This window comes from Methylobacterium sp. WL6 (genome assembly GCF_008040095.1).
Classification (GTDB): Bacteria; Pseudomonadota; Alphaproteobacteria; order Rhizobiales; family Beijerinckiaceae; genus Methylobacterium.
Genome location: NZ_VRVH01000685.1, coordinates 1 through 525, shown reverse-complemented (window position 1 = coordinate 525; position 525 = coordinate 1). Strand labels below are relative to the sequence as shown.

1 pseudogene is annotated in these 525 nt (G+C 79.8%); it reads left to right on the top strand.

From position 1 onward, the window contains the following. A pseudogene (locus FV230_RS30250) lies at positions 1-525 on the top strand (hypothetical protein); the annotation flags it as partial.

Sequence of the window (525 nt, the reverse complement as noted above, 5' to 3'; positions counted from 1 at the left end):
ACGCGGCCACCCGGATCGACCTGCTGCGCGTCTCCGCCGCGCGGGGCGCCGACCGGCTGGCGCTCGCGGGCCCTGCGACGGTGACCCTCGAAGGCGGCGGCGCGCGGATCGATGACCTGACGATCGCCGCGGGCGGCGGCCGCGTCACCGTCGCGGGCAAGGCCGGGCGCGACAACGACCTGACGATCGGCATCCGCGCCCTGCCGCTGGCGCTCGCGCGCATCGCCGCGCCCGGCCTGGCGCTGAGCGGCACCCTGGACGGCGAGGCCGCGATCCGGGGGCCGACGGATCGGCCGCAGGGGCACTACGCCCTCACCGTCGCCCGCCTCGTCACGCCGGAGACGCGCAAGGCCGGCCTGCCGCCGATCGAGGCCCGGGCGTCGGGCGACCTCGGCGACGGCCGGATCGGGCTCGACGGCCGCATCACCGCGGGGCCCGGCGTCGCGATGACCCTGTCCGGCTCGCTGCCGGCGGCGGCCGGCGGCAGCCTCGCGGTGAAGGCGCGGGGAACGCTCGACGCGGCGC